The organism is Halalkalibacter oceani, assembly GCF_040544555.1.
GTDB lineage: Bacteria > Bacillota > Bacilli > Bacillales > Bacillaceae_D > Halalkalibacter > Halalkalibacter oceani.
Genome location: NZ_JBEPKD010000015.1, coordinates 51,551 through 75,682 on the forward strand (window position 1 = coordinate 51,551; position 24,132 = coordinate 75,682).

The following is a 24,132-nucleotide window of genomic DNA, read 5'->3' on the forward strand; positions in this document are numbered from 1 at the left end:
TTCACCCTCCAAAGCCAAAAATTTTCACCACTGTCTTTACCGCAAGATCACTGGCTTCCTGAGGAGTGATGTCATTGCGCTTGTTATAGTGTTTGTAATATTCGCAAGTGGCAGTTACTACTTCGGGAGCAATTGAAACTAAAACAGGGATTACCTTCTTTATTTCATCCCGTACCATTTCCAGTTCGATTGGACTCATGCCATTGAATTTCATGATTTGACCTCCAACCCGTCAGGCAAGTGCAACTTAAGCGCGGCCGCCATGACTAAGTATTTTTGTTTGTAGGAGCTGTCATTTGCCTTTTCTTCAACCTTCTCTCGCAGGAAATCAAGATTACGCTCGGCAACTGATAAGTCATTTTGCAGGTCGCGTTTTTGTAGAACTAGCTCATCAAATGCAGTTTTTGTTTGCTCAAGCTCACGCTTGATTTTCAGGAATTCAGCGGCTGCTTGTGAGTTTTCATTCAGGAGCTTTTCATGCGTTTGCTCCAAGGCTTGGTGCTTTTGAGTCAGTTCATTAAATTCGTCTTTCATCTTATTGAGTTGATTTCTTAGTTCGACCTCAGCATTATTCGCCTGTTCTGCTGGCTTTTTGGACTCTGGCCTTTCAACTGTTTGGGCTTGGCTTTTTTGTTTGTTCTTGCTGACAGTACCTCGATAGCCCAGCAGCCCCCATTTTTCTTTAATTGACGAGAACCGAGAAGTATTTAATTTATAGGCCTTAATTATCTCTGCATCGGTAATCCCTTCATCTTTCAACATTTTGTACTTATCTTTTGTTAGTCCGTTGACCTCCTCCGGTGTCTTTGAAATTCTGGCTGCTGGCTTCATCTGTTTTACCTCCTTGGGGTTTTTGCTTAATTTAGGCTCTTTCCGTCGTTCTTGTGTATCTTTCAACAGTAGATCGCCATAATGCCGCAACTTCTCGCCTTGTTTGCAGTTATCACATTCCTGCAATTCGCACGGACGGCAATATTTAAATTGAATTTCAGCAATTTTGGTAGAAATCTCACGTCTAAACTGCTTGTTTCGCTGATCTCGGTGACTCATCGTTTATCACCTCGCTTTGCTTTGCGCTTGGCCTTTGGTTTTTTAGCGGCAGCTGGATTGATAATCATGTCAATGACTTCCTTTTGATAGTCGGTAAGTGAAAACGTAAGCTGCTCCCTATTGCGGATCGAAAACATGATCCTAGCTAAAACATAAGCATCTAAAACGTTGTCGCTCGGATGGCTGTAACCCCAATTCTCGGCTATCGGTCCCGGCATCTCTGCTTTTGCCGTATTTCCACTGCCCGTAGCAAATTTTTTAAGCTGCCCTGGCGTGATCTCGGTATATGAATGATTCCTGCTGTACATCGCTATCCGAATTGCATAACCAAGGCCGAATTGAAATCCGATCCCGCGGCCTTGGCTGTTGTAGCTGAATCCCTCAATACCAATCACATCGCCGGGCTTTATATGTTGTACAACCTCCTGGACTAACGTTGTAATGCGCTTTGGGTCTTTGTCGCCGATTCCTGTTAGTTCCTTAGCTCTTAGGACTTCGCCTGCTCCACTTAGAGCGACAAAACCCGTCTTAGTGGAGGGATCGATTCCTACATAACGCATAATCTTTCCCCTTTCTCCGCTGTAGATCTCTCGCCGCCTCATACCGATCTGACAGCCTCACCGTGCGGTCATTTGCTATTTGATAGAGTTGTTGGCTAGTAGCTTCTGAGTAGTCCATGTCACACCTCAATCCAGCCAGCCACTAAGATCAAGCTTCTTCTCCTGCGGCTCCTGTTTTTCTTCTTCTAAAGACGGGTACTCTAACCCCTTATAAAACCGATCATTGTAGTCTTGGACTGCTGCTGCTGTTCGCTCGTAAATTGCCCTTGTTTTTTCATCTTTGATAACCGGCTCCAAAGGATGCCCCGCCATTTCGACCATCCATTTGAGTGCTTTCTCCTTTTGTTCAGGGGTTTCGATTCGCTTCATCATTCATACAACTCCCTAAACCTTTGGAGATAGCCGCGGAAAAATAGCCGGAATTCGTTGATACCAATATTTCGACCCTTCGCAATAAATTGCTGGACTATCTTACCGCCGCGCATTACATCGTCAGGCTTCTCCCAAAGGAATTCAACGACATCAGCGTCCTGCTCGATGCTTCCTGATTCCTTTAGATCAGCCAGTGTAGGCTTTTTCTTCTGTTCCGACTCCCGGGTCATTTGTGACAACAACATAAAGGGACAATCCATATCTTTGGCGATGTTTTTTGCAGCTCTCGTTACATTCCCAATTGCTTGAGATCGACTCTCGCCTTTTTTCTGCGGTATATCCATGATCTGTAGATAGTCAACCGCAACGAGGTCAATCTTGCCGTATCTGCGCTTAAATTGGCGGGAAATAGATCGTACCTCCTGGATATTAACGCCAGCTGCATCGCGCACGAACAGCGGCTTTTTTTCGAGTTTTTCGTACATGGCCCTCACAACCTCAATTTCAAAGTCATCAAGTTGTTTTTGGTTGATCTTAGGAAATTTGATTTCTGTCGCGCTCGCAATCATACGGTCGATGATTTGGTATTTAGACATTTCTTGAGACCACAGTAGGACGACGCCGCAATCCGGATTATCTAAAATGTTCCTGATACGTTGCAAGAGCAGTGCCGTTTTCCCCATCGACGGGCGTCCGGCAGATATAAACAGATCAGTGCGCCCTAAACCGTTTGACCACTCATCAAATTGTCCGAATCCCGTTTTTATGCGACTTACAGGCGTTGTCAGATGTTTGAAATAGCCCTCTTTAATCTGCGAAAGGCTTTCCATTTCTCCACTGTTCTGCGGCCTGATCCGTTCGGCTGCTGACTCCACTGCGGCAAAATACTCTTCGTCTGTGTCGAAGCTTTCTCCGGACAACCTTTCAATCTCCCGAGCCAGTTCCACTCCACGCCGCCTCACGGCCTTTGATCGGACGATTTTTGCATAGTAGGCCGCGTTTGAAGTGGTAGGAACAGAGTCGATCAGTTTGGACAAATACTCGACGCCGCCCATTTCGTCGACCTGACCGAATTTGTGAAACTCTCCAACAACCGTCATGAGGTCAATTGGTTTGTTCTGCTCATCCAAATACTTGATAACGTTGTAAAGTTGTTGATGCTTTTTGCTGGAAAAGTCGCGTTCCTCTAAAAATAAGATGTCGTCCAGGACGTTAGAGTCCAAGAGGATAGCTCCCAGCACTGATTGCTCTGCTGAAATGTCATTGGCCGTAATCAAATTCATCTGGATCACCGCCTTGCGCTATCCATTTATTTAAGGCTATCTCATAATCTCTGTTATCAGTTTGATAGTGAGACGGGTGTTTTTTCTGTTGTTGCCCCTGTTCCTCGGCTTTCATTTTGATCGCCAGCTCCGCAAACTTCTCTCGAAACTTCTTGGCTGACAGTACGTTAGTGCGCCAAAATGTATGAGAGGTTGTCCACCGCATGACATCGGAGATCAGCTTTTTGTCATCGACACCATCCAACTCAACGAGCTTGCGAAAGTCGTCAGCCCAGCTTTGTAAATTCGCTTTGCGTGTCAAATGTTCAACGCCAGCATCCTTTGCAACGGCCGTAACGAGTTTCCAAAAGTGTGCGGCCATCTTGTAATAAGTGTTGTCCTCATCGTATTTCTTAGGCTTTTTCGACACCGGTTTTCCCTCCTTTTTGGGAGCAGCTGCCTTTTCCCCTTCTTCTGGATCACGCAGCCACTCCTCATAATTTTTATTAAATCCAATAATCCTTGTATTGCGCGGCCCTGTCTTAGCACTCAATATTCGCATGGCGATTAGTACCGCTATCTCTCTTTTCACTTGGTTCTTATGCGCTCCTATCTTTTTGCCAAGATAGGAGGTTGACAAGACATGCTCTTTCCGTTGGAAGCCATATGTATGGCGCCATACGGCCATTACCAGTCGGAATTGAGTGCCATTTAAGGGAAGCTGCATGATACAATCCAGTATCTCGTTGGCAATCCGTGTATGCCCTCTCTCCAATTGTGGATTTGCCATGAGCTATCATCCGTTCATGTTTGTTGTTTGTTTTCTTCGCTTTTTATGGCGGTTGGCTCTTTTACATATCCGTTCACAAGTGCTTTGATTAATAAATCCCCGCTAAACTCGCTTTCCTTAAAATTAAAAACGAAATCTCTTAGAGTTTTGAAGGAATCCATTTGATGCTCTTTATGGATTCCTACAATAATGCCGTAATTGGTGTAGTTGTAGTTCATCTTTAGATCGTCGATTGCATCAACTACATTAGGCGGTAATGGCATTACATCATGGGTGAGATCGTTCGCTACTGCTCTAATCAATGACTTATTTTCAGCTTCTATCGCTTCGGCTTTCTCAATCACCTTCTCAAGGTGCTGCCTGCCTTCATCGACCGCTCTTCTGGCTTTATCGAGTTGTCTTTCATAACCTTCTTTGATTGCAGCAACTTCTGTTTCTGTGTAAGTCACTTCATCGGAGACAACAACATAGTGACTCGTATTTAGCACGGCTCCAACAATAGGTTCGTCCGTAACAATACAACCGAGGAATCCACGTTCTGCATACAGTTCCTGAGCTTCCAGTTCCATTCCTCGATTAACGTTTTTGAAGATGCTAAGCCCTCGTTCCGTTAACTTTATTTTCATGAGATAACCTCCAATTGGTAGTGTTTTTCTACTTTGAATCCTTGCTTGCGTAAAACGTTCTCTACGGTCAGTTGCGCGAGCGTAGGTAAATTGTTTTTATGGCTCAAATGTGTTAGATATATCTGCTCTCCACGCCCCTGTATGAGTCTGTTAAGGGCGTCCGCTGTCTGTTGATTGCTTAGGTGTCCGATGTCGCTGAGGATGCGCGTCTGGACGCTGAGAGGATAGTCAGATGTTTCAACCATCTTTGGTTCATGGTTAGCCTCGATGATGTAGATGTCACACCCCTGCATGGCATGCAACATGTAGTCATCAACACGCCCTGTATCCAGACAAACGGCGCATTTGGTGTCATTAATAATGTCCTCGATCACATAGCCAAGCGGCTGCATGGCATCATGATGGGTGTCAAAGGCAGTAACTCCAAAAGTAAAGCCGATACCTGCTGTTTCCCCTGCTTTAATGGTCCGCCTCAGCCCCTCGTCTACGCCCGGAATCGTCTTCCATTCGCCAGCCCCGGCATAAACAGGTATGCGGTACTTGTTGGCTAAAGATACTCCTTTTATATGATCTCCATGAGCATGAGTAATCAGAATAGTCTCGATTTCATCTGGACGTATACCTACATCAAAAAGTCTCTTCTCTATTTTTGTTTTGGCGATACCCGCATCAATTAAGATGCAGGAATCACCACTTTTAAGCGTTATGCAATTTCCATATGAGCCTGTTGCTAGAATATTAACTTCCAAACCTCTCACCAGCTTTCAAATTTTCATTCGAAAATGGTAGGTATTTACGTCTAGCTCTCGAAGCAGCAAGAGCCGCTTCTTCTATGGTGTCGAAATAACCTAGGTGTTTTTGCTTTCCTTTGAAACTGACGTAAGCTCTCCATTTCCTGTCTCTTTCGAACCAAGAAACCCCGCGCATTCGACTTTTGGTGTTTTTTCGAATAAGTTTCTGATTCTGGTTATTCTCCCCTCTGGTTACTAGCCTTAAGTTCGATTTTCGATTATCTAATTTATCACCGTTTATATGGTCAACGTCTTTATCCTTAGGTGCATTTAATATAAAACGGTGAAGTCTCAAACTCCCTCTATTTACTCGATCAGCAGGGAAATTAGCTCTTACATAACCATTGTCATTAAGAAACCAAGTATTAGTCATGGACTTGACCTTTTCTAAATCGGCTGTGTCAATTAATGTTTCATATATTTGACCTTTGTGGTTAAGGAAGATAGCAGTAACATCTCCACGTACTTCATAATTATTTCTCATCGAGTTCGTCCCCCTCACACCGGCAGCTCATCGTCAGACTGAGCTTGGTTTAAATCAATATGCATGTCCATAATTTCAATCAGTCCTTTTAGCTCTTGTAGGGTTGGCGGGTTACTAGCGTTTGGCAAGTGTTTCTTGATGTACTCCCCCTTCGCTTCTTTGCCTTCGATGCCAAGCTGCGCGAATTTAACTTGCATTTCATCCTTTGCGGCTTGGATTGGATCAGGTTGCTGTTCTTCTTGATGCTCCGGCTGTTCTGATTGATTAATAGATTCTTGTTGCGGTGTGATGTCTTTGCGTTCGCGGGGTTCGTAGCCCGTAACGTTATCAATTCCTGGACTTGTAACAGGCTCGTCCTCTGCAATTTCAACTCCATACTGTAGCTTGGCAGCCCGTTTGATGATGTGCTTTTTAAACATGTCGTTAAACCACGTTTTCCACATGTCGGCATTGCGGCCTTTCTTCATGTGTTCGATTTCATCGACTTCCATATAGACAATTACGTCATCGAAACCCTCTCGCTTAGCGATGGCGTACCCGCCTAACACCGCCCCTCTACTCGGACCCCAATCATGTTCTTTGATGACGGTCTTCCCTGTTTCGGGATCGCGGCCCATTCTAAATTCATCATTTTCATGCACAAGTTGGGCTTCAATGCCCTTATATCCCTCGGTTTTACGAGCCAGGTAAGTGATACCCTCGACGGCAATCTGAATGCTCATCGTTGGGCCGCTTTTGCCGTTGTATACGATGCAATGGACGTGATTTAAAAATGGGTTGAGACCGCTGTTTACGCATGTCTGAACAAATAGTGAAAACTGCTCATTTGTTGTCCCTCTTGCGATTGTTTGCTTGAGAGTATCAAGCTCTGATTGAGTGAAGTTGCCAATTACGGCAGCTGAGTTTGTCTTTGCTAATGTATTGTTGGACATTATCCATTCCTCCTATAAGTAAATGACTTTGACCTTGTCGGTATATCTTTGTACGAGTACCAGCCGATCAGGAAGCGACTTGCTTACAAGCCAGTCGTCGATCATTAAGCCGGCTTCGCGGATGATGATTTTTTGTGCTTTTGTTGGTCGTTTGCCGTTTTTCATGAGCCATCACCCTTAAAGCCTTGAATGGAGCATGGTTGATCATTTTCAAATAGAGCAAGAATATCTTCATATTTTTCAGTAACTCTAACCCAATCCCGATTCACTGATTTTTCACTTAGGTTCGCTTGATAAATCACTTTCACACAAGGGGTGGAAACGCCATCGATTTTGACTTTTTCTTCGTGAAATTCGATGATCGAATCTTTTCTAATTGCCTGCTTGTTCAATGATCCAATAAGAGTAAATGTTATAAAATCACTCACTTTTTGTCCTCCTTTTCGGCTGCTGCTAATAAAATGACTTCCTGCTGCGCCCGCTGCCGGCTCTCCGCCAGCTGATCAAAGAGCTTGTCCAGATCTGCGAGTTGCGATTGTAGTTTTTCGATCATTCTTCATCACCAGCAAACAATTCATCAAAACACTTTCCGCAAATTCCGCTTATTAATAATTCGCGTTCATCGGCAGTTAGATAAGGAGCAGCATTTTGAATGTGTTCGCCATTATTAACTCGGTCATAATCGACTTTTTTCATTTGCACTGAATGTTCTTTTTTGCACATCCTGCATGTTTGCACGACTGTTACCATTACTCGGAATCACCGCCGATCTTTAACTCTTGACCCGCTACTACCTGGGCTATAATTAGTTGCCCTGATGGCCCTTTAAAGTTAGTGATCGACTCGGAGTTGTCCACAAAACAAGGAGCTATGACGCCGCTTTGCTGGCTTAAGACCTCTCTTAACTCCAAGCCAGCTTTGATAGACTCCGAGAGTGAGAGCATGCTGTAATCTTTACCGTCCATCTGAATGACGAAGGTAGGTTTGATCTCTCCATTTTTTTGTTCCTCGAAGAGTCGGACTGATAAGGTTGTAAATAGCTTTTGTACTTTTTCGCCCTGTAGCTCCGCCTCTTTAGCCTTATAAGCTTTAATGGCATCAAGAATAAAGATGGACTCGTTTAGGCTTTTGAGCGTTGCCTGTTCCTGCTGCTGCGCCTGCTCCAGTTGCTCTTGCAATTTATTGCGCTGCTGGCTTTGTCTAATCTGAGCATTAAGCTCGCTGATTTGATTGGAGAGCTGCCGCGCTTTTTCGTGATGTGCTTCCCGATCTACATAAGGAAGTGTCAGCAGTTCTTCTTGGAGCTGTGCGATATTGGCTTTAAGCTCTTCATATTCAACTCGCATTTCGGCAAGCTCTTTGTTGCGGTTTTCTTTGACTGTTGCAACTGATACTTCATCAAGTGGACGCCGGCATGTCGGGCAATCCTCTTGGATTCTTTCCTCATAGAGCTTCATATAACGGTCATGCAGCCGTTGTTTTTCATTCAGCAGGTTATTGATTTCATTCTTTTTGTTTTCATGCGCCTTGTTCTTTTCAGCAAGCGCATAACTTTCGTCGTCTACTTGAGAGAGCTGTTGTTTTAGCTCCTCCAGCTTTTCTTCTGCCTCGGCAGTGCCCTGGACCTCCTGGCTATCAAGCTGCTCCTTGAGCGTTTTAGCACGACTCTCTGCTGCGATATGAGCCTTTTCCAGCTTTGTTTTGCTCTCACGATGTATCTTTTGCAGATCATCAAGCGATTGCTTTTTAACAAGCTCAGACAGCTTGGCAGCCTGCGGGTTTAGCTCAATGTCCTTGACCTTTTGGTCTTTGCTGACGCGGGACATCTCGTTAAAGACCTGCTTGCTGGTAGGTGCTGAGACGTACTGTAAGAGCATTGCACGCTGTTTTTCCCAATGCATAGTATAAAAGTGTTTGGGATTGAATAAGCTAAGAAAAAAGGGCTTGTCCCCAAACGAATCGACAATTGCATTAAAGTCAGTTGCCTTGCTTGGAACCTCATTGACGTAATATTTTGTTTTGCCGTCTTTAAGCTCTCGGCCAAGCAAAACGTCTTTGTCATCAATGGATAGCAAGAGTGAAACCATTGTTGCATCCGCCTCGTAATTAGTTGGGGTTGGATCTAGCTTGCTACCTGTGGTATCATTGCCGTAAAGCAACCATGTAATTGACTCGATGATCGAGCTTTTGCCTTTTGCATTGTCACCGCTGATCTTAGTTACCTCGCCAAAGTTAACAGTGAGATCACGGTGACTTTTGTGGTTTTTAAGGGTTAGTTCTTTGAATGTGATTTGCATGATTTTCCTCCTCTTCGTATGTCACCACTACAGGGCAATTCCGAATTTCCGCTAAGAGCTTGTCCTCTTTATCAAAGATAAAGAATGTACCGTTATCCTCCACAATGTCAGCAATTTCAGGACCATTAAATTCTACTGATCCACCTATGCAATAGTGGTCTGGACCCTCTTCGCTTTGATTGATAACCTCGACTGATTTGATCACTCTTGACATGATTTTCACCTCCTTTACCAAAACACCCAAAAGGTCAGAATGTCTGTACCGGCATACTCATGAGTCTCGATGCGATAACCTAAATCCTCAAACTCCGCGGAAATGCGCTTTACATCGTTGTAGGTTAATTGAGAATTATTTAATTGCACTGTCAGCTGAGCGTTTTCCAATCCTTTCCGAGCTTATTCCCCTATGTCGCGATGGATTTTAGCAATCACTTCTTTTGCTTGAGTACTCGCTAACTTTCTTCTGTTTTCTATAGAGAGTTTTCTTGCTTCTGTTGCCTTCATTCTCATTTCACCCCCACGTACCATCGGCGTAGTATTTAAACAGTTCACCGTTATTAAACTTGACCTCAATGCAGCGCTCTTTGTTGTTAGCTCTGACTGACTTGATGCGGTCGCGGTGGTACTTCGGTTTTTCTGCGGTCCCCATTGCTGCTAGATGGCGCTTGTGTGTCCGGTCAAACACCTGCTGACCAAAATCCCCTAATTTGTCGTAACCTTTCAAATTGCTTCGCCTCCTTAAAGTGTTCTTGCATCTGAAACGGCGTGATAAAGCCGCCATGCAAATGGCTGCTCCGCCTTAAAACGCTCAATGCGCTCCTTGCCAACCAGCGGAATCTGATATGCTGCTTCAAGGTCCGTCATGAGATTGGCCAGCCTTACGTCTCGCTGATGTGATAGCTTGCTGGACGTTATCTCTTTTAACCGCTTGGTGTAGCCGAGCATTTCGCCCGCTTTCACTTTGTTTCACCTCCTTTTACTTCCATGATTTCGCTAACTCATCTATCTGACCGCTCAACTCTTCTTCCCATTCCAAGTCATTCGTCAAATGAGCTTGAAATGATAGCTGTTTAAGTTGATCCAACCGCTCAATCATTGATAAGTTAACCTGCAAGCAATGTTCAATCTCAGTGCGTTCCTCTTGACTTAGATTGTTATAACCTCCTATGCGATGAGCCTTGAGTGTCAGCTCAGCCAGGCGACGGTGTACAGGATGCACTTGCAAATACATAAGATGAAGCCTCCTTTTAATATTTGATTAGCTCTGAGATCAAAGCCCAAGCTATCGTTAAAACGGCGATGGGCGTTGTGACGACAAGGGCTAGTTTTTCTTCGTCGGTGAGTTTCATGATTACGCCTCCTTCCTAAGCTCACTCGACAACTTCTCGTGGATTATGGTGATAGGCATTCTTTTTTCTCCCCAAATGCGTAAATATTCGATTGCTTTTTCTTGATCCTTGTAGGACAAGCGACAAATTAATTTAGGGATTTCCCCGCGTTTGACTATGATGTCAGCGTGGATCGGAAGTTCTTTTGTCGTCATATTAGATCACCAAACCTTTCGTTAATTGGAAACCTTAAACCCCTAAAATTTTCCGGATATGCTTCACATGCTCCTGAGCCTTCGGCCCGGTTCTTTTTCCATTTAGAATGTCACTTAAATATGGCCCGGAAACTCCTAAGATTTCAGCTAATTCTTTGTGCTTCATCTTTCTTTTATAAAGTTCGGAACGGACTTTAATACTTAAATCTTCCGGCATAATCTACCCCTCCCTTTCACGGTAATTAGTTTAAAAGCTATTTAATTAGCGAAAGTTGTTGACCTAAAATGACTTTTTTGCTATCATAAACGCATAGCAAAATAAGACTTTGAAAAGCCTGTAATATCACATTTTTTTAGCTCCCCAGCGTTAAAAATGTAGTGGATAGGTCATATTTTTTATTGTCTTTTTTCGCTAATCAAATAGCTTACCTAGAGTATAATGACTAAAAAGTCATTTGTCAACTTAATAATGACTAAAAAGTTATTTTATTTTTTTGTAAGCTCTCGAAAGGTTGATACAAGTGGGCTTAGTGAGCAAAATAAAAACACTCTGTGACGAAAGAAAAGTAACCTTTGCCGAAGTAGAAAGGAAAATAGGTATTTCCAATGGACAAATCAGGCGGTGGGATAAAGTTTCCCCCAAAAGTGAAACTTTGAATAAAGTAGCTGATTATTTTGATGTATCTGTTGATTACCTTCTCGGTCGCACTGACAAAAAGAGGTACTACGATCTAACAGAAAAAGATGAGAGCGACATCGAAAAGCAACTCAAGAAAATCATTAATGGTGAAGATGTCGATAGTGCTTTTGCTGCCTTTGATGGAAACATATTAGACGATCTAAATGAGGAGGATAGAGAGTTGTTGATAGCTTCTTGGGAAAATACCCTGCGACTCACCAAAAGAATTGCTAAACAAAAATTCACCCCTAAAAAATACAGAAAGTAGGAGTGTTTCGATGTGGATATTAAAAAAGAGGTTGATTACATTGTAAAAAAGCACGGTACAAGCTGCCCTTTTAAAATTGCAGCTGCTAAAGGAATAATTGTACTGTTCGAGCCACTGGGAAGCATCTTAGGTTATTACAGTAAAAGCCATAGAACTCAAGTCATCCACATCAATGAATCAGCGGCGGAACATCAACAGGAGTTTGCGTGTGGGCATGAATTAGGTCACGCTATCTTACACCCGGATTCTAATACTCCCTTTTTGGACAAGCATACTCTTTTTTCTACAGAAAGAATTGAAATCGAAGCCCATACTTTTGCAATTGAGTTGATTTTTACGAATAAAAAAATCGTCACTTTTCAAGATGCTAAATCGTATGGGATTCCTTATCAACTGGCCCTTTTAAAAAGTCTGAATAGATAATTTTCACGCATGAACCAAACATACATTCCTATAAAGGAGTTGATAAAGAAAATATAATGATATCTATTTTTTTACAATCGCAAGCGGTTGATTGGCGCAAGTTTAAATGATGAAGTATGGAGGTGTAAATATATGAGAGTTGCAAACTACTATAGAGTATCCACTAAACTACAACAAGACCGTTTTAGCCTCTCTGCTCAACAAACAGAATTAACAAACTATGCAGTGAAACAAGGGTGGGAAATTGTGGATGAGTTTATAGATGTTGAAACCGGTGGGAAGTTAGACAAGAAAGGATTGAATGCACTGCTAGATTTGGTTGAAAGCGGCAGGATCGGTGCCGTATTATGCATGGACCAGGACAGACTATCACGCCTTGATACAATGTCTTGGGAATACTTAAAAAGCGTACTTCGCGAGAAGAACGTGAAGATAGCTGAGCCTAATGGAACACTTACCAATCTATCCAACGAAGACGATGAATTTATGTCAGACTTAAAAAATCTTTTAGCACAACGTGAAAAGAGAAAGGTCGTTAAACGTATGATGTACGGAAAGCGTCAGCGATTAAGAGAAGGAAAAGGTTGGGGAGCCGGGCCATTTGAATATGAATATAGAGATGGTTTTTATTATGTGAAAAAGGGATGGGAATGGACGGTACCTTTTATTGATGACCTTTATATCAACAAAAAAATGGGGATGAAAAAAATATCAGATAAACTTAACGAAGTTTCCTCTACTCCCATTGGGGGGAAATGGAACGAGCACCTTGTTCACACTCGGCTAACTTCAAAAGCTTTTCATGGGTATCAGGAAAGAGCCTTTTCTAATGGCGAAACTGTGACTGCTAAAGTATTTGAGCCAATGCGTACAGAGGAGACATACAACATTATTCAAGAGATCAGGACTGCACGAGCTGAGGGTTTTAGCGTAAGTACAAGAACATCAACAGACAATATAAATCTATTAAAATTCGTGCCAATCACATGTGGTTATTGTGGACGTACAATTCAAGTGCAACAAACTTCAAAAAAAGAGAAGCCGCGCTTTTATGCCCAACATGGCCGCAAGGACACTGCATCAGGAGAACGTTGTGACATTTTAGTGAATGCAAAGCGCTATGAATACAATTTAATTAAAGCGTTAAAAGAGATACTATTGAGCGAAGAACTCTCAAGAAAATACATTGACTTTGAAACAAAAGATGAAGAATTGGAAAAACTAAAAAAGGAAGTAGACCATACCAAAGCATCCTTAAACAAATTAAACCAGTCAAAGGACAGATTGCTAGACCTTTACTTAGATGCGAAAATTGAGAAGGATAGCTATTTAAAAAAAGAAGCAGAACTGTCAGGAAGAATTAAAGCATTAAGTGATATTGTTGAGAAGACTGAAAGGAAGATCGTCGCAATTAATAAAAACGATTGGAATTATGAATCGCTCTATGACTACATCGAAATCGCCAAAGAGTTTGAATCGGATTTAACAAGGCATGAGCAAGCAATAATCGCCAGCAAATTGTTCACAAAGGCGATCCTTACAGAAAAAGAATTAGTCCTAACTACAGAGATATATAACGGCATACCTGTTGACATTAAGGTTCCTGTCGTTGACAATGCTCGTACAGTCAACGCATGGATACGCAGAGACAAGCGCGAAGGGAACGTTATTTACCCTTATTAATAAACGTTTTTTTCGCAGTCGTTTTTTCGTAGGAACTACCCCCTGTTAATTTCAATTAGCGTGAAGCCGCCTTCAGCTTTCCGTTTCCTTTGCATACGTATCACCTCATTTCAATCTTGATTGAGGGCTCTATGCAGGGGGCACATGTCAGTTAATTTTACCGTGTCAAGGCCTTTCCCTCCTCTCCTAACAGAATTGTTGCTATAATTAGACAAGAAAGCGCAAATTCCTGCTATCTTTTTAAATTTTTTTTAAGTCGGTGAAAAAAATGAAAAAGCTTCTGCTTCTTATCATTAAAATGTATCAAAAAGTAATCTCGCCGCTCAAACCGCCAACATGCCGCTTTTACCCGACCTGCTCCCATTACGGCATCGAAGCTATCCAACGCTTCGGCGCCTTAAAAGGCGGCTGGCTCACAATCAAACGCATTTGCAAATGCCACCCCTTCCACCCCGGCGGAATTGACGAAGTGCCTCCGAGTGAGGAGGGGGAGAGGCGACACTCCTGATTTATTTACTACAAATATCGTCTAGGCCGGTTCATCCTTGCTGTATCCTGGATCAAGAGAGCCTTTATCATTTACCAGGAAGCGGGGAAGAGATAAAAACATACAAGAGTAGTTGCCATGAAAATCAGAAAAGCGATCAGACAATAACTCCAAATGTCTTTTACTTTTAGTCCTGATAGAGCCAGTGCCGGTAAAGCCCAAAATGGTTGGAGAAAATTTGAAGTAAATGTGCCAAAATTAAAAGCATTTATGATCGTTCCGATGGGGACATCTAAATTGCTTCCTGCTGTAGTAAGTAACGAACCTGTGATTAGCCATTGACCTCCATTGGCCGGGATGAAGAAATTGATCAAGGAAGAAGCTACTATCACCCAAAACGGGAATGTTTCTGTTGTCGAAACATTCGTGATCCATTGAATAAGTGTTTCAACCAAGCCTGAATCTGACATCATTGCCATTATTCCAGAATATAAGGGAAATTGCAGAATAATACCGGAAATGATTGATAAATTTTTTGTAAACGCACTTACATACTTTTCCGGACTTTTATAAATTGCCATACCTAAAAACAAAAGAATAAAGTTAATGAAATTAAAATCAATCATCATCTTATTTTCTTTCATGTAATAAAAGATCGCCAAAGAAGCGCAAAAACATAACAAATAGGTCAGTAAAGGACTATTGTTAACCTTATCGGCAAAAAAATGATTGGCAGATTCATTCTTACTACTCTCACTTTCATTTATCAGCTCTTCCGCGGCTTGCCCTGTAGATCTTTCTTTTACCACAATCATATGAAAGAAGACCAGGAGGGCAAGAAATGAGATAAGACTAGTAAATATTGCTTTTGGAGCAAAAATCGTTTGTTGGAATGGAACAATACCAATTTGATTCTCCAGGAAATGTCCAGAAGTAGTAACAAGCAACGCAGTAGTCGAACTAATGGATATCGGAAAAATAATCACGTACATCGCATATGATGCTCCGATTAAGTGAGCTAAATTAACATGCGGCATTCTTTTTTTCATGATTAATGTAAGCACAGGACCAATAATGATTCCGACAGCCCAGTTAAAAAAAGTTGCGCATGCCGAAATGATCATAATTAAATAAAGAGCTTTTAAAGGAGTATCGACCTTAACAAAGATTCGTTCTAAAAACTGCTTCATTGCCGGAGCAGTTGCTATCGTACTTCCCAGCACTAACATTAATGACATTTGCAATGTAAAAGTAAGAAATCCCCAGAAACCTTCATACCAGTATAAAATCATTTGCACAGGAGTTTGCTGTTGAATGACTGCACCGAGTAGGAGTACCAAGAGCGTTAAACATAGTGCTATTGTAAAAGCGTTAGGCAAATAGCAATCTAAGAAATTTCTAATTTTATAGATCACCAAATCCCTCACTCTCTTTTGGAGAGGGAATCAAAGACTTCTTAAAAATAAGCAATATTATTTTCCACTTTGATTTCGCCATTTTTCATGACCCACTCAATGTTTTTAATTAACGTGATGTCCTCAGAAAGATTGCCCTTCAAAGCGACAATATCTGCCTTCTTCCCTATTTCCACAGAACCGATTTGATCTTCAAAATCACTAACTTTTGCAGCATTAATCGTAACTCCCTGAAGAACTGCAACTGGGTCACCACCAATATTCACAAGAAAAATAATATCTTCGTCTAATTGACCATGTGTGGCATCGGTGCCTACTGCAAATTTAACACCCGATCGTAAAATAGCTTGATGGCGCTCCAAAACTTCTTCTCTGTTTCTTCTGAACCCTTCGGCGACCGAAACTGGCACTGTACTCCATCTTTCATCATTAAAGAAAATGCTCGGAGTTAATACAACCCAGTGATTATTTTCCTTCATGGCTTCAATTTGTTGATCGGAAGCAAAGTAAGCGTGTTCAATTACTTCCATACCTTCTTCGATGCAAATCGTTAAGCCTTCTCCGCCAATAGAATGCGCTGCAACCTTCTTTCCTACCTGAGCAGCTTCTTCCACAACAACACGAACTTCTTCTCTCGTCATGTAATAAGGCATAAATTCACTTGTACGAATTGTATCTGTCATAAACAGTTTTAAAAATTGAGCGCCCCGTAACAAATTCTCCCGGGCAGCTTTCCTGATCTCTTCTTTTCCATTAAATACGGTTCCTACAGAGCCGTGGGCATGAGTAGCCTTAATACCTCGTGTGCAGGTAATAATTCTCGGGCCCGCTATTACTCCCTGGTCAACGGCATCCTTTATATAAATATCAATAAAATTTTTATCTCCTAGGCATCTGGACGTGGTAATGCCTTTTTTTAAATCAATTTTCATATTTTCAATAGCTCGTAACATTAATAACGGATCCGGGTCATTCATTAACGCCGGGTGATTCTCCAATTGTGGAGATAATGATAAATGATCGTGTGCATCTATCATTCCAGGCAACAACGTGTAGCCCATTAAATCAATTACCTGATCAGTACGAGCAATGTCAACTTCCCCATATTGCAGATCAATGATTTGATCATCTTCAATAAAAACAACCGGATCAGCTACAAACTTACCCTCTATACTGTCGAATAAAAAGGAACCTTTTATTACCTTTCTCATTCTTTCCCCTCCAATTTGAAATAACGTCGTATTCTAAACAAAAATCTTATTTATTTAAATAATTGTTATGATCTTGCCGCGGTTTCAATTTTACAAACACCTTAGAAAGTAACGGCCAAACCAATGATAGTAATGTCAAGATGAGAAAGACAATGGTAAGTGGTCTTGAAAATACTAACAGTAAGTTCCCCTGCGTCATCGTCAGCGATTGCTGCAGTGCCTGTTCCAACAAAGGGCCAAGAATTAAGGCAAGTGCTATTGGCGCTACCGGATAATGATGTTTAATCATAAAATAGCCGATCAAGCCTGATATAAGCATAATGCCTACGTCAAATAATGCTCTTTGAACGGCAAAGGAACCGAGTATAGCAAATACCAGAATAATCGGGATTAAAATATTAACCGGAACTTTTATGACTTGCGATGAAACTCGATTAAATAATAATCCGATAAAATACATTAGGATATTGATCACAATGAAACCGACAAGTAATGTATAAACAATGTCTGTATTTTGTGTAAATAAAGTCGGTCCCGGCCGTAAACCGTGAATTAGCAATGCTCCCAGAAAAACAGCCGCAGGCGCACTTCCGGGAATGCTAAGCGTTAGAAGAGGAATTAATGACCCTCCTGTAACCCCGTTATTTGCCGCTTCAGCCGCCACAATCCCCTCCGGAGCTCCCTTACCAAATTTTTCTGGATTCTTCGAAGAGCGTATTGCTTCATTATAAGAAATAAATGATGCTATTTCGGGACCTGCTGCAGGTATGATCCCTATTCCAATTCCAATACAGGCTGAGCGAAAAGTCAGCAAAAACATTCTCATCTTTTCTCGCAAAGTGACTTTTAAAGAGCCAATCTTAGGGGGCGTCCTTCTATTTTTTGTCCTTTGCTCGATCATATTAAAAACCTCAGGTATGGTGAATAACCCTATCAGAACAGGTATTAGCGGGATTCCGCCTAACAACTCATGAAATCCGAGCGTAAATCTTGGATATCCTTCAACAGGGTCTTGCCCTACTGTCGCCAATAACAAACTTAAAAAACCGACTAATACCCCTTTAAGCATATTTCCTGATGATAATGTACAAACAACACTCAATCCGAAAATGGCAAGCATCATCTGTTCCGGTGGTCCTACTTTTAAAGCAACTAAGGCGAGAAGAGGAGCACCGACCAGCAGGGCAATCGAACTTAACACCCCGCCTGCGCTCGATCCGAATGTAACATAAGTTAACGCTTGCCCTGCTTTTCCCTGCTTCGTCATTGCTAATCCATCATATGTCGTTGGGACAGAAGCCGGAGTACCGGGAATCCCCAGCAAAACAGCGGGAATGGACCCGGCATATATGGAACTGCAATATACAGCACTCAGCATTAATAATGCAGCATCAGGAGGCAGCCAAAATGAAAAGGGGACCAGCACAGCCAACGCCATCGTTGCGCTAAATCCAGGTAGAGCGCCAAAAATCATTCCGATTAGCAGCCCAAAAACGATTATTCCAAGATTCAAAGGATTTAATAAACCTGAGATGCCCAGCAAAATTGATTCAACCATCAATCATTCCTCCATTAGCCGCCAAAAAAATATCCTTGGGGTAATAACACCATCAAGAGATTATTAAAAATAAAATATAGCGTAGTTGTGGTTAAAAGCGGAACCAAGATTAATACCATTTTCCTTCTCACTTCGAGAATCCAAAGCACCGTAAAGATGTATAGAAAAGTAGAAACTCCAAAACCTATATAGTTAATCAGGGCTACATATATGACAGTTACCAGCGTAATCACAATGATGTGTTTATAGCTTCCCGCGTTGATTTTATCACCTTGAGCGGATGTTTTTTTCAAAGAAGTAATGAGCAACACAATCGTCAATAAATAAGAAAAAAGTAATAAATACCTGGGGTATTGGCTGGCCCGGGGGGGTGCGTCATTATTCACTTGCCATAGAAAACTTAAGAACACGATTAAAAATATCGCTATGAAAATGTCCGGATTTATTTTTCGGAAACGACTTAGCATCAGGAAACCTCCTAACTATTCATTATTCGTAAAAAATAACGGGGACAAATGTTTTTCAGAGCATAGCCCCCGTTACATTGACCTTTATTATTGAGGTTCAATACCAAGTTCTTCCACAACACTTTTATATGTCTCAAATTCCTCCTGTGAATATTTTGTAAATTCCTCATGGTTCTTAAATGAAAGACTGATTCCCGCTTTTTCAGCATCCTCCTGATATTGTGGATTATTGAATGTTCTCGTAAAAACTTCATCAAGATAATCAACAATTTCCTGTGGGGTATCTGTCGGAACAGCAAAACCTCGCCACATATATTGAGTTACATCATAACCAAACTCTTTTACTGTTGGGATATCAGGTAACAATGGAGATCTTTCATCACTGCTTACCGCCAATGGAACAACCGTATCCGCCTCAATTTGGGCTAACGCCTCTGCTACAAATGGAGTTGCGCTATCAGCATTTCCTCCGGCCACTGCCGTAAGAGCTGGAGCTCCTCCCTGAAATAACATCCGCTCGAACTCAACCCCTGTTTCCGTTTCTAATTTATGTCTGAAAAAATCATGACCATTCCACGGTCCACCCATTCCTATCGTTACTTCTCCCGGCTTTCCTTTTACATATTCAATAAAGTCTTCAAAATTATCTACACCTATATCTTTTTTAGCCACTAAAACTAAAGGATCCGCCGCAATCATTGCCACTGGTTTAAAATCCTTTTCTGTATAAGGAATTTCTGCCAAAGTAAATTGGTCAACGGACGTAAAGGTATGAATAATTCCCAATGTATAACCGTCCGGTTCAGCATTAGCAATTTGCGTATGTCCCATTACCCCTCCACCACCTGAAACGTTGGACACGATAACCCGTTGACCTAATTCCTCTTCAAGGTATTTGGCAAAAGTCCGGGCAGCAATATCTTGGCCTCCACCTGCATCATACGGAACAATAATTTCTACCGGCTTCGTTGGATAATCTAATGATTGTCCTTCCTGACCATCGTTATTTTCTGTTGTTTCTTCACCGCTACTTACTTGTTGTTCACCTCCGCATGCAGCTAAAAAAATACCGAATAGTAGCCAAAAACTAAAAAACAATAGCTTCTTTTTCAAAATAAACACCTCTCTTGTTAAATAAATTCTATTTCAGTTCCTAATTAAATGTATACGCTTACAAACTCAACTTAGACCATCTTGTCTATTCGTTCAGAACTCCAGTTGAGTAGAGGCATTTTATGTCCCAATCAAAAAGAAGCTGGGCAAAAGGGGTTTTCCCTTTCACTCAGCTTGAAAATGGTGGGTGGACAATGGGCATCTGCTTATTTTGTTCAGAAAGACCAGCTGTCTCTTTTAAATGAAAAGCAGCTGTTGATCACTCCCCCTCCCCATCCATGCTCATACTATGATGCTGCCGGTCATTCGTGCAGGAGGCGCATACATCTAATAGGTCGTGATCGATGTCGTCTTCGTGGTTGTTGTTGTCGACCCGGCCGCAAACTTCACAAATTCTTGCCATCGTTATTGTCACTCTCCTTTCCGGCTATTCTGCTTGAGGGGCGAGCTGATAGCCGCAGTCGATTATCGCCTGTTCAAAATCGTGGAGGGATGCTGCGTTTTCGTTGTAGGAGATTAGCACTTCCTTTGTTGTCAGATCGGCTTCGACTTGTCTCACGCCCCATACATCGTGTAACACGGCATCGACTTTTTGCTTGTCCTGCTCGGTTTTCATATTTTGCACGATCATTTTCGCGGTGATCATTGAGGAAGCTCCTTTCTAATGAACGGTTCTCTTATTTAGCTCTTGGCCCATTCCCTGCATAAAACCAAGCATCGTTTGAAGCGAGGCGTTTACGTGCGGATCACGCATCATTTTCATCATCTGCCACATGCTGAGCGGTTCATTGCTATTGTTTTCTGCCATGGCTTGAAGCCCTTTTGTCATGCCGTTCATTATTCTTGTCAAATGTTCAGGTTCAATTTGACTGGCAGTTTGGAGCAGGCTCATGCCATTTTTTATCATATGATGGGCCCCTGGCTGATTCAATTGCTGAATCGCCAGGGCGCCGACCTTGTCTCTCGTTTTTAATAATCCTTTCAGTGCATCAAGAATGCCGGCCTCATGTAGTTCCTCGACTATCTCTATCAAAACGGTGATAGAGCGTTCGTTTTCAGCGATTCGTTCCGTCAGCATCTTTAGCGCCTCGGCGTTTACTTCGACTTGATCCGGCACCCGTTTATCAATTTGCTCGATTTTCCTGGCCATCGCCAAATCCCTCGCTTTCAACCATGTCAGGGATAGAGGTGAAATCGTCCCTGCTCCACTTTTTCTCTACATTTACCCCAAGCTGTGGCTGACGGTTGCCAAAGCGGTGGTTATGTCTCGGAATAGGAGACTCCCCGGTCTTTTCAATGACTTCCATCCGCACGCTCATTTCTTTGTAGTTTGGCGTATGGGTAATGAAATCATGGTAGCTGCTCGTCAGGCGATTGACGGCCTCTGATTCTTCCCTCGTGTTCATTGGCAAATACAGCTCTTTTCCTTTCACTTGATCGGTTACCCATACACGTAATTTAACCTTTCCATATGGAGAAATGAGCCGGACGAGCGCCCCGGTCTCGATTCCGCGCTCCTCGGCCAGTTCAGGTGATACTTCAAGCCACGGTTCAGGCACTTTATGCGTGATGCCCTCAGATTGGTAGGTCAAATTCCCTTCATGGAAATGCTCGAGCATCCGTCCATTGTTTAGATGCAAATCATATTCTTCACCCGGGTGGTACGGCTCGCGCCATTCAACTGGAAAGAGCTTTGCTTTCCCATCTTCAAAAGGAAATTGATCCTCATAGAGCAGCGGGGTGCTCGTCCCGTCTTTTTTCACAGGCCAGAGCTGGCTTTGCCAATTTTCCAGCCGTTCATAGCTGACTCCGGCAAAAAGCGGAGCCAGACTTGCGGCTTCGGCCATAATTTCACTTGGATGACTGTATGACCAGTCAGCGCCCAAGCTGTTGGCCACTTCCTGAAAAATTTCCCAGTCAGGCTTGCTTTCGCCAAGAGGCTCAAACACTTTATAAAGCCGCTGAATCCGTCTCTCCGTATTTGTAAACGTGCCGTCCTTTTCCAGGCTTGGCGCTGCCGGAAGGACAACATCGGCAAATTGGGCTGTTTTCGAGAAGAAGATATCCTGTACAACAAAGAAATCCAATTTCTCGAATGCTTCATGGACGTAATTAATATTTGAATCGACGAGACCCATTTCCTCACCAAATAGATACATCCCTTTTATTTTTCCGGAATGAATCGTTTCGACAATCTGATGGTTGTTCAAACCCGGCTTTTTAGGTAGCGGGGTTCCCCATGCTTTCTCATAACGGGCACGGACTTCATCGCTCTCCACCGGCTCATAGCCCGGCATCCAGGCCGGCATCGTCCCGAAATCACAGGCGCCCTGGACATTGTTATGTCCCCTGAGCGGATAAGCGCCCGTACCCGGTCTGCCATAATTTCCGGTTACAAGCAGCAGATTGGAAATCGCCGTGCTTGTCTCGGTCCCGCCTAAATGCTGAGTGACCCCCATCGCCCATAAAATGCACATGCTTTTTGCTTTGGAAATCGTCGTCGCCAGTTCAATCAGCTGCTCTTTTGTCAGCCCTGTATGTTCCACAGCATAATCAATTGTGAATTTTTCAAGCGACTTCACAAATTTCTCAAAGCCGTTTACTCTTGCCCGAATAAAATCTTCGTCAGCCCAGCCTTGCTCAATGATATATTTCGTCACCGCATTTAACCAGACGATATCACTGGATGGCTTCGGGTGAAGAAAGAGATCTGCCATTTCAGCCAGCTCATGCTTTCTAAGATCAGCTACAATTAACGTTTGATCGTGCAGTTTGTGGGCCCGTTTTACCCGGGTCGCTAGCACAGGATGTGATTCAGCCGGGTTGGCGCCAATCACAAAAACCAAGTCTGATTGAGCGATATCCTCCATCGTTCCGGAATCGCCACCCAAGCCGACCGTTCTCATTAAACCTGCCGTGGCCGGGGATTGACAGTAACGCGAACAATTATCGACATTGTTCGTTCCATAGACGGAACGGGCCAGCTTTTGAAAAAGATAATTTTCCTCGTTCGTACACTTGGAGGACGAAATAAACCCCATCGCATCGGCACCATACTGCTCTTTTATCCCGGTCAATTTTGAGCTGATCAGCGTTAATGCTTCCTCCCATGTCGCTTCGACAAACCTCTCTCCTTTGCGGATTAACGGCTTCGTTAACCGTTCCTTACTGTTGACGAAATCCCAGCCGAATTTCCCCTTTATGCAGGTCGAAATGCCGTTTACCGGCGCTTCAGGCGATGGCTGGATTTTTAAAATTTCACGGTCCTTTGTCCAGACCTCGAAGCTGCAGCCAACGCCGCAATAGGTGCAAACTGTTTTTGTCCGTGAAATCCTGTCTTCTCTCATCGTTGCTTCCACATTTGAAATCGTAAAAATCTCGCGGTAGCTCGGCTCCACTTCTTTTGTCAAATCAATCATCGGTTCAAGAACGTTTTTAGGAATCGCCGTCATATACCCCGCTTTTCCGAGCATCGATTTTTCCATTAGGGCGTTACACGGGCATACGGTGACGCAATGACCGCACGAAACACAGGACGACTCGTCAATTGGCACATCATCATCCCAAATGACGCGTGGTCGTTCTCTGTTCCAATCAATCGACAGCACCTCACTCACCTGCAAATCTTGACAGGCTTCGACACACAACCCACATAAAATACATTGATCAGGCTCATACCGATAAAAGGGATGAGAGTTATCCGGCGGGTAAGGCTTTGGCGTAAACTCATATTTTTGATGTTCAATTTCAAGATATTCAGCTGTATTATGAACGGTACAGTTCCCATTGTTATTGTCACAAACTGTGCAGTACAGTTCATGATTCTCCAGTATTCTTGACATCGCTTCATGCTGGGCTTCTCTGGCGAGCGGCGAGGTTGTTTCAACCTTCATATCCGGAGCGGCTTCCGTTGAACAGGAACGCTTCAGCTCTCCATTGACCTCGACAAAACAAGTATCGCATGTTTGAATAACGCCGATTCCTAAATCGGGCTGAGACGAGCAAATTCCCGGAATATAGAGACTTCCCTCTTTCGCCACTTCAAAAATGGATTGACCTTCTTTCGCCTCGTACGCTTGCCCGTTAATCTTGATTTGAAATGTATTGGCAGACATCTTCTC

The 24,132-nt window shown here is 42.8% G+C and carries 33 protein-coding genes; 4 read left to right on the forward strand and 29 right to left on the reverse strand.

Going from position 1 to position 24,132, the window contains the following annotated elements; genetic code table 11:
- Position 1: 1 nt before the first annotated feature.
- The 20 genes from ABMB67_RS15495 to ABMB67_RS15590 all read right to left on the reverse strand — a co-directional run bounded on the left by ABMB67_RS15495 (position 2) and on the right by ABMB67_RS15590 (position 10,924).
- On the reverse strand, positions 2 to 214 hold the full coding sequence (locus ABMB67_RS15495) for a hypothetical protein (RefSeq protein WP_354572623.1): 213 nt from the start codon (positions 212 to 214) through the stop codon (positions 2 to 4).
- Positions 211 to 1,050, reverse strand: coding sequence for a hypothetical protein (locus tag ABMB67_RS15500; protein WP_354572624.1), 840 nt, complete (start codon positions 1,048 to 1,050; stop codon positions 211 to 213). Before ABMB67_RS15500 ends, ABMB67_RS15495 begins: the two co-directional genes overlap by 4 nt.
- Complete coding sequence (locus ABMB67_RS15505) at positions 1,047 to 1,610, reverse strand: hypothetical protein (protein WP_354572625.1); 564 nt, start codon at positions 1,608 to 1,610, stop codon at positions 1,047 to 1,049. Before ABMB67_RS15505 ends, ABMB67_RS15500 begins: the two co-directional genes overlap by 4 nt.
- 126 nt (positions 1,611 to 1,736) lie before the next feature.
- Positions 1,737 to 1,982: a hypothetical protein gene (locus tag ABMB67_RS15510; protein ID WP_354572626.1), complete on the reverse strand. Its 246-nt coding sequence runs from the start codon at positions 1,980 to 1,982 to the stop codon at positions 1,737 to 1,739.
- Complete coding sequence (locus tag ABMB67_RS15515) at positions 1,979 to 3,265, reverse strand: replicative DNA helicase (protein ID WP_354572627.1); 1,287 nt, start codon at positions 3,263 to 3,265, stop codon at positions 1,979 to 1,981. The genes ABMB67_RS15510 and ABMB67_RS15515 overlap by 4 nt, the downstream gene beginning before the upstream one ends.
- Positions 3,243 to 4,034, reverse strand: coding sequence for a replication protein (locus ABMB67_RS15520; protein WP_354572628.1), 792 nt, complete (start codon positions 4,032 to 4,034; stop codon positions 3,243 to 3,245). Before ABMB67_RS15520 ends, ABMB67_RS15515 begins: the two co-directional genes overlap by 23 nt.
- Before the next feature lie 14 nt (positions 4,035 to 4,048).
- Entirely contained in the window at positions 4,049 to 4,660 is a 612-nt protein-coding gene (locus ABMB67_RS15525) for a hypothetical protein (protein ID WP_354572629.1), read from the reverse strand.
- Positions 4,657 to 5,409: an MBL fold metallo-hydrolase gene (locus ABMB67_RS15530; RefSeq protein WP_354572630.1), complete on the reverse strand. Its 753-nt coding sequence runs from the start codon at positions 5,407 to 5,409 to the stop codon at positions 4,657 to 4,659. The genes ABMB67_RS15525 and ABMB67_RS15530 overlap by 4 nt, the downstream gene beginning before the upstream one ends.
- Positions 5,399 to 5,935 (reverse strand): HNH endonuclease, encoded by a 537-nt coding sequence (locus ABMB67_RS15535; RefSeq protein ID WP_354572631.1) that lies wholly within the window; start codon positions 5,933 to 5,935, stop codon positions 5,399 to 5,401. The genes ABMB67_RS15530 and ABMB67_RS15535 overlap by 11 nt, the downstream gene beginning before the upstream one ends.
- A gap of 14 nt (positions 5,936 to 5,949) precedes the next feature.
- Positions 5,950 to 6,867: a RecT family recombinase gene (locus tag ABMB67_RS15540; RefSeq protein ID WP_354572632.1), complete on the reverse strand. Its 918-nt coding sequence runs from the start codon at positions 6,865 to 6,867 to the stop codon at positions 5,950 to 5,952.
- A 12-nt stretch (positions 6,868 to 6,879) separates the two neighbouring features.
- Positions 6,880 to 7,032 (reverse strand): DUF6906 family protein, encoded by a 153-nt coding sequence (locus ABMB67_RS15545; RefSeq protein WP_354572633.1) that lies wholly within the window; start codon positions 7,030 to 7,032, stop codon positions 6,880 to 6,882.
- Positions 7,029 to 7,295: a hypothetical protein gene (locus ABMB67_RS15550; RefSeq protein WP_354572634.1), complete on the reverse strand. Its 267-nt coding sequence runs from the start codon at positions 7,293 to 7,295 to the stop codon at positions 7,029 to 7,031. The genes ABMB67_RS15545 and ABMB67_RS15550 overlap by 4 nt, the downstream gene beginning before the upstream one ends.
- Positions 7,292 to 7,420 carry a hypothetical protein gene (locus ABMB67_RS15555; RefSeq protein WP_354572635.1) on the reverse strand — a complete coding sequence of 43 codons (129 nt, stop codon included), beginning with the start codon at positions 7,418 to 7,420 and terminating at the stop codon, positions 7,292 to 7,294. The genes ABMB67_RS15550 and ABMB67_RS15555 overlap by 4 nt, the downstream gene beginning before the upstream one ends.
- Complete coding sequence (locus tag ABMB67_RS15560) at positions 7,417 to 7,617, reverse strand: hypothetical protein (protein ID WP_354572636.1); 201 nt, start codon at positions 7,615 to 7,617, stop codon at positions 7,417 to 7,419. The genes ABMB67_RS15555 and ABMB67_RS15560 overlap by 4 nt, the downstream gene beginning before the upstream one ends.
- Positions 7,617 to 9,164 carry an AAA family ATPase gene (locus tag ABMB67_RS15565; protein ID WP_354572637.1) on the reverse strand — a complete coding sequence of 516 codons (1,548 nt, stop codon included), beginning with the start codon at positions 9,162 to 9,164 and terminating at the stop codon, positions 7,617 to 7,619. Before ABMB67_RS15565 ends, ABMB67_RS15560 begins: the two co-directional genes overlap by 1 nt.
- On the reverse strand, positions 9,133 to 9,378 hold the full coding sequence (locus ABMB67_RS15570) for a hypothetical protein (protein ID WP_354572638.1): 246 nt from the start codon (positions 9,376 to 9,378) through the stop codon (positions 9,133 to 9,135). Before ABMB67_RS15570 ends, ABMB67_RS15565 begins: the two co-directional genes overlap by 32 nt.
- Positions 9,379 to 9,675: 297 nt before the next feature.
- Positions 9,676 to 9,888 (reverse strand): BAR domain-containing protein, encoded by a 213-nt coding sequence (locus ABMB67_RS15575; protein WP_354572639.1) that lies wholly within the window; start codon positions 9,886 to 9,888, stop codon positions 9,676 to 9,678.
- A 14-nt stretch (positions 9,889 to 9,902) separates the two neighbouring features.
- The gene (locus ABMB67_RS15580; RefSeq protein WP_354572640.1) at positions 9,903 to 10,124 is read right to left on the reverse strand and encodes a hypothetical protein; all 222 of its coding nucleotides are present in this window, start codon (positions 10,122 to 10,124) and stop codon (positions 9,903 to 9,905) included.
- A gap of 16 nt (positions 10,125 to 10,140) precedes the next feature.
- A complete protein-coding gene (locus ABMB67_RS15585) occupies positions 10,141 to 10,395 on the reverse strand; it encodes a DUF7667 family protein (protein ID WP_354572641.1) in 255 nt (84 codons plus the stop codon).
- Between the two features lie 346 nt (positions 10,396 to 10,741).
- Entirely contained in the window at positions 10,742 to 10,924 is a 183-nt protein-coding gene (locus ABMB67_RS15590) for a helix-turn-helix domain-containing protein (protein WP_354572642.1), read from the reverse strand.
- Positions 10,925 to 11,228: 304 nt separating this feature from the next.
- On the opposite strand from ABMB67_RS15590, the gene ABMB67_RS15595 reads away from it, so the two are divergent.
- From ABMB67_RS15595 to yidD, 4 genes are all read left to right on the forward strand, one after another.
- Positions 11,229 to 11,654 carry a helix-turn-helix domain-containing protein gene (locus ABMB67_RS15595; RefSeq protein WP_354572643.1) on the forward strand — a complete coding sequence of 142 codons (426 nt, stop codon included), beginning with the start codon at positions 11,229 to 11,231 and terminating at the stop codon, positions 11,652 to 11,654.
- Between the two features lie 12 nt (positions 11,655 to 11,666).
- Complete coding sequence (locus ABMB67_RS15600; protein WP_354572644.1) at positions 11,667 to 12,077, forward strand: ImmA/IrrE family metallo-endopeptidase; 411 nt, start codon at positions 11,667 to 11,669, stop codon at positions 12,075 to 12,077.
- A gap of 132 nt (positions 12,078 to 12,209) precedes the next feature.
- Complete coding sequence (locus ABMB67_RS15605; RefSeq protein WP_354572645.1) at positions 12,210 to 13,760, forward strand: recombinase family protein; 1,551 nt, start codon at positions 12,210 to 12,212, stop codon at positions 13,758 to 13,760.
- Between the two features lie 268 nt (positions 13,761 to 14,028).
- Positions 14,029 to 14,268, forward strand: coding sequence for a membrane protein insertion efficiency factor YidD (yidD, locus tag ABMB67_RS15610; protein ID WP_354572646.1), 240 nt, complete (start codon positions 14,029 to 14,031; stop codon positions 14,266 to 14,268).
- A 71-nt stretch (positions 14,269 to 14,339) separates the two neighbouring features.
- On the opposite strand, the gene ABMB67_RS15615 is transcribed toward yidD, so the two are convergent.
- The 9 genes from ABMB67_RS15615 to fdhF all read right to left on the reverse strand — a co-directional run bounded on the left by ABMB67_RS15615 (position 14,340) and on the right by fdhF (position 24,126).
- On the reverse strand, positions 14,340 to 15,662 hold the full coding sequence (locus tag ABMB67_RS15615) for a TIGR00366 family protein (RefSeq protein ID WP_354572647.1): 1,323 nt from the start codon (positions 15,660 to 15,662) through the stop codon (positions 14,340 to 14,342).
- Between the two features lie 41 nt (positions 15,663 to 15,703).
- On the reverse strand, positions 15,704 to 16,873 hold the full coding sequence (locus ABMB67_RS15620) for an amidohydrolase family protein (protein WP_354572648.1): 1,170 nt from the start codon (positions 16,871 to 16,873) through the stop codon (positions 15,704 to 15,706).
- A gap of 46 nt (positions 16,874 to 16,919) precedes the next feature.
- On the reverse strand, positions 16,920 to 18,431 hold the full coding sequence (locus ABMB67_RS15625) for a tripartite tricarboxylate transporter permease (RefSeq protein WP_354572649.1): 1,512 nt from the start codon (positions 18,429 to 18,431) through the stop codon (positions 16,920 to 16,922).
- Positions 18,432 to 18,445: 14 nt separating this feature from the next.
- Positions 18,446 to 18,898, reverse strand: a complete 453-nt coding sequence (locus ABMB67_RS15630) for a tripartite tricarboxylate transporter TctB family protein (RefSeq protein WP_354572650.1) — start codon at positions 18,896 to 18,898, stop codon at positions 18,446 to 18,448.
- An 87-nt stretch (positions 18,899 to 18,985) separates the two neighbouring features.
- Positions 18,986 to 20,011, reverse strand: coding sequence for a Bug family tripartite tricarboxylate transporter substrate binding protein (locus tag ABMB67_RS15635; RefSeq protein ID WP_354572651.1), 1,026 nt, complete (start codon positions 20,009 to 20,011; stop codon positions 18,986 to 18,988).
- A 259-nt stretch (positions 20,012 to 20,270) separates the two neighbouring features.
- Positions 20,271 to 20,414 (reverse strand): hypothetical protein, encoded by a 144-nt coding sequence (locus ABMB67_RS15640; RefSeq protein WP_251224033.1) that lies wholly within the window; start codon positions 20,412 to 20,414, stop codon positions 20,271 to 20,273.
- 24 nt (positions 20,415 to 20,438) lie between these two features.
- Positions 20,439 to 20,657 carry a heavy-metal-associated domain-containing protein gene (locus ABMB67_RS15645; protein WP_251224034.1) on the reverse strand — a complete coding sequence of 73 codons (219 nt, stop codon included), beginning with the start codon at positions 20,655 to 20,657 and terminating at the stop codon, positions 20,439 to 20,441.
- Positions 20,658 to 20,672: 15 nt separating this feature from the next.
- Positions 20,673 to 21,161 carry a helical membrane plugin domain-containing protein gene (locus ABMB67_RS15650; protein WP_251224035.1) on the reverse strand — a complete coding sequence of 163 codons (489 nt, stop codon included), beginning with the start codon at positions 21,159 to 21,161 and terminating at the stop codon, positions 20,673 to 20,675.
- Positions 21,136 to 24,126: a formate dehydrogenase subunit alpha gene (fdhF, locus tag ABMB67_RS15655; protein ID WP_354572652.1), complete on the reverse strand. Its 2,991-nt coding sequence runs from the start codon at positions 24,124 to 24,126 to the stop codon at positions 21,136 to 21,138. Before fdhF ends, ABMB67_RS15650 begins: the two co-directional genes overlap by 26 nt.
- Between the last annotated feature and the right edge of the window lie 6 nt (positions 24,127 to 24,132).

Coding starts and splice junctions, on each gene's coding strand:
- ABMB67_RS15545 (WP_354572633.1), bottom strand. CDS start 7,032: ATGAAAAACGGCAAACGACCAACAAAAGCACAAAAAATCATCATCCGC.
- ABMB67_RS15525 (WP_354572629.1), bottom strand. CDS start 4,660: ATGAAAATAAAGTTAACGGAACGAGGGCTTAGCATCTTCAAAAACGTT.
- ABMB67_RS15585 (WP_354572641.1), bottom strand. CDS start 10,395: ATGTATTTGCAAGTGCATCCTGTACACCGTCGCCTGGCTGAGCTGACA.
- ABMB67_RS15510 (WP_354572626.1), bottom strand. CDS start 1,982: ATGATGAAGCGAATCGAAACCCCTGAACAAAAGGAGAAAGCACTCAAA.
- ABMB67_RS15540 (WP_354572632.1), bottom strand. CDS start 6,867: ATGTCCAACAATACATTAGCAAAGACAAACTCAGCTGCCGTAATTGGC.
- fdhF (WP_354572652.1), bottom strand. CDS start 24,126: ATGTCTGCCAATACATTTCAAATCAAGATTAACGGGCAAGCGTACGAG.
- ABMB67_RS15535 (WP_354572631.1), bottom strand. CDS start 5,935: ATGAGAAATAATTATGAAGTACGTGGAGATGTTACTGCTATCTTCCTT.
- ABMB67_RS15605 (WP_354572645.1), top strand. CDS start 12,210: ATGAGAGTTGCAAACTACTATAGAGTATCCACTAAACTACAACAAGAC.
- ABMB67_RS15570 (WP_354572638.1), bottom strand. CDS start 9,378: ATGTCAAGAGTGATCAAATCAGTCGAGGTTATCAATCAAAGCGAAGAG.
- ABMB67_RS15515 (WP_354572627.1), bottom strand. CDS start 3,265: ATGAATTTGATTACGGCCAATGACATTTCAGCAGAGCAATCAGTGCTG.
- ABMB67_RS15645 (WP_251224034.1), bottom strand. CDS start 20,657: ATGATCACCGCGAAAATGATCGTGCAAAATATGAAAACCGAGCAGGAC.
- ABMB67_RS15620 (WP_354572648.1), bottom strand. CDS start 16,873: ATGAGAAAGGTAATAAAAGGTTCCTTTTTATTCGACAGTATAGAGGGT.
- ABMB67_RS15520 (WP_354572628.1), bottom strand. CDS start 4,034: ATGGCAAATCCACAATTGGAGAGAGGGCATACACGGATTGCCAACGAG.
- ABMB67_RS15565 (WP_354572637.1), bottom strand. CDS start 9,164: ATGCAAATCACATTCAAAGAACTAACCCTTAAAAACCACAAAAGTCAC.
- ABMB67_RS15560 (WP_354572636.1), bottom strand. CDS start 7,617: ATGGTAACAGTCGTGCAAACATGCAGGATGTGCAAAAAAGAACATTCA.
- ABMB67_RS15500 (WP_354572624.1), bottom strand. CDS start 1,050: ATGAGTCACCGAGATCAGCGAAACAAGCAGTTTAGACGTGAGATTTCT.
- ABMB67_RS15625 (WP_354572649.1), bottom strand. CDS start 18,431: ATGGTTGAATCAATTTTGCTGGGCATCTCAGGTTTATTAAATCCTTTG.
- ABMB67_RS15555 (WP_354572635.1), bottom strand. CDS start 7,420: ATGATCGAAAAACTACAATCGCAACTCGCAGATCTGGACAAGCTCTTT.
- ABMB67_RS15630 (WP_354572650.1), bottom strand. CDS start 18,898: ATGCTAAGTCGTTTCCGAAAAATAAATCCGGACATTTTCATAGCGATA.
- ABMB67_RS15505 (WP_354572625.1), bottom strand. CDS start 1,610: ATGCGTTATGTAGGAATCGATCCCTCCACTAAGACGGGTTTTGTCGCT.
- ABMB67_RS15495 (WP_354572623.1), bottom strand. CDS start 214: ATGAAATTCAATGGCATGAGTCCAATCGAACTGGAAATGGTACGGGAT.
- ABMB67_RS15590 (WP_354572642.1), bottom strand. CDS start 10,924: ATGCCGGAAGATTTAAGTATTAAAGTCCGTTCCGAACTTTATAAAAGA.
- yidD (WP_354572646.1), top strand. CDS start 14,029: ATGAAAAAGCTTCTGCTTCTTATCATTAAAATGTATCAAAAAGTAATC.
- ABMB67_RS15650 (WP_251224035.1), bottom strand. CDS start 21,161: ATGGCCAGGAAAATCGAGCAAATTGATAAACGGGTGCCGGATCAAGTC.
- ABMB67_RS15640 (WP_251224033.1), bottom strand. CDS start 20,414: ATGGCAAGAATTTGTGAAGTTTGCGGCCGGGTCGACAACAACAACCAC.